At 68.1% G+C, this 4,379-nt stretch carries 4 protein-coding genes; 2 read left to right on the plus strand and 2 right to left on the minus strand.

Going from position 1 to position 4,379, the window contains the following annotated elements; genetic code table 11:
- Positions 1-275, plus strand: a 275-nt coding sequence (locus ABZU75_RS45410; RefSeq protein ID WP_355569458.1) for a Tn3 family transposase, incomplete at its 5' end; no start/stop codon positions are given.
- Positions 276-375: 100 nt separating this feature from the next.
- Here ABZU75_RS45410 and ABZU75_RS45415 read toward each other — a convergent pair.
- The gene (locus ABZU75_RS45415) at positions 376-3,147 is read right to left on the minus strand and encodes a hypothetical protein (protein ID WP_355569461.1); all 2,772 of its coding nucleotides are present in this window, start codon (positions 3,145-3,147) and stop codon (positions 376-378) included.
- 304 nt (positions 3,148-3,451) lie between these two features.
- Complete coding sequence (locus tag ABZU75_RS45420) at positions 3,452-3,628, minus strand: DUF6042 family protein (RefSeq protein ID WP_355569464.1); 177 nt, start codon at positions 3,626-3,628, stop codon at positions 3,452-3,454.
- 139 nt (positions 3,629-3,767) lie between these two features.
- Here ABZU75_RS45420 and ABZU75_RS45425 point away from each other — a divergent pair.
- On the plus strand, positions 3,768-4,379 hold a 612-nt coding region (locus tag ABZU75_RS45425; protein WP_355569467.1), incomplete at its 3' end, for a recombinase family protein.

Genomic DNA, 4,379 nt, shown 5'->3' on the forward strand with positions numbered 1-4,379 from the left:
ACCCCGACGAGCAGGAAAAACTGATCAAGCTCAACACGTTGCTGGCCAACCTGGTCATCTTCCACAACGCCCTGGACCTGATGGACGTGGTGCGCGGCCTAATCGCCGAAGGCTGGCCCATCACCGCCGAAGAGCTCGGCGCAATCTCGCCCTACCTGCGCGCCCACATCCGCCGGTTCGGCGCCTATGCCACCGACGAGATCGGGGTGGAGCCTGAGGCGTTCAACCCTGAACTCAGGGAGGTCGACTTCACCGTTCTTGACCTCGCCGCCTGAATCGGAACCGGACCCGGTTGTGCTCACAATCTGAGGTTTGGCCACGCGCAGCGTCGTACCCGCCCAGGCGGTCGCGGCCAAGGTCTCGGCGTCAGCCCCCTCAGCGGATCCACAGACGTGCCGCCCCGTCCACGCCGGAGCTGGCCAGCAGATTGCCGTCGGGATGGAAGGCCAGCGCTTCGATACGTCTGTGATGTCCGGCCAGGGGAGCACCCAGAAGTCCACCGGTGGCCATGTCCCACAGCCGTAGTGTGCCGTCGTAGTGGCCGGTGGCCACCATTTCGCCGTCGGGGTGGAAGGCGATCGCGCAGGCGTCGACGTCGCCGGTGAGGGGAGCGCCGACGCGTTCGCCGGTGAACGGATCCCACAACCGCAGCGCGCCGTGCTCGTTGGTGGCGAGTAGATGACTGACGGGGTGGAAGGCGATCGGCCCGCTGGGGAGTGGGTCGCAGATGAGTTCGCCGGTGGCCAGATGCCGGATCATTGTCCCGTTGTCGCTGGTGTAGACCAGCAGTTCCCCGCCGGGATGGAAGGCGATCTGCGTGACGGGGTCGGTGGTGAAGAAGTCGGCCAGCTCGCCGGTGGCCACGTCCCACAACCACACGATCCCGTGGTAGCCGGTGATTGGGGAGAAGGTGAAGTCGGTGGTGGCCAGCAGGTGGCCGTCGGGGTGAAAGGCGATCATCGTTTCGGACATGCCGAGGTTGTCGATGCTGTGGCCGGCCATGGGGGTGCCGACGGGCTCGTGGGTGAGCCAGTCCCACAGCCGTACCACCCCTTCGGTGTCGGAGGTGGCCAGCAGGTGGCCGCCTGGCCCGAGAGCCACGTCGACCAGGTCCGGGGTGGGTGGGGCCTTGAGGGGTTCGCCGGTGGCCGGATCCCACAACCGCAGCGCCTGGGCGTAGCACGCGGTGGCCAGCGACCGGCCGTCGGGATGGAAGAACAGCTGCGGCACCGAATTGGTGTGCAGGAGAGGGGCGCCGACCGGTTTGGCGGTGGTGGTCCAGAACTGGACGCCGTTTCTGGCCTCGTAATCGCCGTGTGCCAGGACCTGGCCGTCGGGATGGAAGGCCAGTGTGTAGACATGTTTAGGTTGATCGCACCTACCGGACAGGAGCCGGTAGGCGCCGGTGACCGGATCCCACAGCTGCAACCGATGGTTAACGATGGAGTGCTTGTAGCCGCCGATGGCCAGTAGCCTGCTGTCGGGGTGGAAGGCCAGTGCCCAGACCCTCTCGACGACGGACTGGAACGGGTCGCCGGCGGGCTCGCCGGTGGCCGTGTCCCACAACCGCACCAGGCTGGTGTAGGACCGTCGGGATGCCGGCGTCTTGTACCACTGCGGTACGGCTGTGGCGAGCCGGGTGACGTCGGGATCGAAGACCGCCACGGCGTCGCGGATGTCTTGACCTGCCAGGAGGCGAGTGTCGGAGGCGCCGGTGCTCAGATCGTGCCACCGCAGCGTCGCGGTGGTTTCGTCCGCGAGGTCGCGGCCGGCGGTGACCAGTGCCCGGCCGTCGGGGTGGAAGGCCATCGCCCACACGGGTCCGGTATGACAGGCGAAGGGCTCCATGGCCGGTCGGCCGCTGTCGAGGTGCCACACCGACACCGTCCCGTCTGCGCCGGCGCCGGCCAGCAGGTGACCGTCGGGGTGAAAGGCGATCTTCGTGATGCCGCCCTCATGGCCGTTGTCGGAGGTGAGGACCGCGGCGGGGTCACCGGTGGCCACATCCCAGAGCCACACCGTGCCGTCCGCGCCGGCGCCGGCCAGCAGGTGGCCGTGGGGGTGGAAGGCCAGATGGGTGACGTCTCGGGTGGGCCCGCTCAGCGCGCCGGTGACGGCCTTGTAGAGATCCGCGTCCCACAACCACACCTCCCGACTGTCGTTGGCGGTGGCCAGCAGGTGGCCGTCAGGATGGTAGGCCAAGGCGTGGACACCGCCCGGATGGGGGGCGATCCCGCCGAGCAGATACTCCAGGCCCGGGCCGTCCGGCACCACCGGCCCACGGACAATGTCGTAGTCGCCGATGATCGGATCCGGTGGCCGGCCTCGGCCGGTGAGCGGATCGCCGCCGAACGGCCGGTACAGCCCGTCGACCACGGCACGTTCGGGGGATGCCTCATAGGCGGCCCTCCACAGTGGCCGCAGCGACTCGGCCTGCCCGTCCAGCGCCCGCGCGATGTCCTCGACCTGCGCCCAGCTCGGTAGAAATCGGCAGTGCAGCACCGTGTGCACGACGCTGGGAAGCTCATTGATCCGCGACGCCAGCTCCCGCACGCTCGGCCTGCCGCTCCTTCGACGCAGCGCGCGCAGTTCGTCGCTGAGCGCGCGAAGAGCGGCATCGGCCGGGGCGAGCTTCCGGCGTCGTTCGGGTACGGACGTGAGGCCGTTGCCGCGCACATCGAGCCAGACCAGCGCGGAGAGGCCGCCCAGCCATTCGGGCAAGGCGGTCAGCTCGTTGTCCCTCAGTTCAAGCCGGGCGAGCCTGGTGAGGCCGCTCAGTGACTCGGGGAGCATGGTCAGCCGATTGTCGTTCACGGCGAGTTCCCTGAGTTCGGTGAGGCGGCCCAGCGACTCGGGCAGGTCGCTCAGCCCGTTGTCGCTCAGATAAAGCGAGGTGAGATCGGTGAGATCGCCCAGCCACTCCGGCACCGCGGTCAACCGGTTGCTCTCCAGGACGAGCATGGTGAGAGCGGTGAGGTTCCGTACCCAGTCCGGAACCTCGGTCAGCTCGCAACCGCGCATGCGAAGCACCTTCAAACCGGTGAGGGAGCCGACCGATTCGGGGATCGCCTCCAGCCGGGTCCCGGACAGGTCGAGCTCGCTCGACCAGCCCTTCAGACACCTCTCGATCCGCTCTTCGACGTCCATGGTGCGAGGCTAGGGACCCGCACTGAGGAACGGCTTGTCGATCACTGGGAGGCTCAGGCCAGGCTCCGCCGCAGCGTCAGACCACCTGTGAATCACCACCGGCCCGTTGCTGCTCCGGGTGCCGTTCGACCCCAACGACCTGACCCGCTAACTACACGGTCGAGTTCCGCAAGAAGACCGGCGTGAGCTCACCGGCTCCCCCGGCTCTGCCGCGGCCTGGCTTGGCTGAAGTTGCCCACCTGACAACAGCGGTAAGGGGCCCATCACCTCACGACCCCAAAGCGCCCGATACCGGTGAGCGGCCTCACTCCGCGGCCGTACAGGGCCCGGCCGCCTCTTCAGCTTCCTGGTACAGGTCGCTCCAGTACAGGTGGTCTTCCTCTGCACGTTCGTCGGCGGTGAGGGCGAGCACCTCGGCCGGTAGCGGAGCGGCCGGGTTGATGCGGTATCGCGGCTCATGCCCATCGTCATCTGCCGTCAAAAAACCATCGTTTATTGACGATCAGCGGAAGGGGTGGCCGAACGGCCCGTCAGCCCTTCAAAAACCCCTTCAAAAACCCCGGTGGTTCAACAACCCCACAACACCGTTTATTGAGAGAATCCACGGCGTGACCACCGTCTTGGGGCTCCCCGACGATCCGCTCGCCGCCTTCCCCGCCCGGCCCAGCGAGATCCGCATCGGTTACGCCCGCGTCTCCACCGAAGGGCAGAAGCTCGAACGCCAGCTGGATGCCCTGGCCGCCGCCGGATGCCGCCGCGTCTTCGCCGACAAAAAGTCCGGCAAGAGTGCTGAGCGGCCCGAGCTGGATGCCTGCCATGCCTTCCTGGCCGCCGGCGACACCCTGGTGGTGCCCTCCTTGGACCGCTACGGCCGCTCCCTGGCCGACCTGATCGCCATGGTCGGCGAACTACGCCGCCGCGAGATCGGCTTCACCTCGCTGCACGAGAGCCTCGACACCACCACCCCGGGCGGGCGACTGGTCTTCCACGTCTTCGCCGCGCTGGCCGAATTCATCCGCGAACTCATCGTCGCCGGCACCCGCGAGGGCCTGGCCGCGGCCAAGGCACGCGGCCGGGTCGGAGGCCGCCCCACCGTGGTCACCCCCGACCTGCTGCGCGCCGCCCGCGACATGCTGCCCAACCCCGAACACTCGGTGACCTCGATCGCCAAACTCCTCGGCGTGAGCCCGGGAACCCTCTACAACCACATCCCCAACCTGCGCGAGCTGCGC

Source organism: Streptosporangium sp. NPDC005286, from assembly GCF_040607515.1.
Classification (GTDB): Bacteria; Actinomycetota; Actinomycetes; order Streptosporangiales; family Streptosporangiaceae; genus Streptosporangium.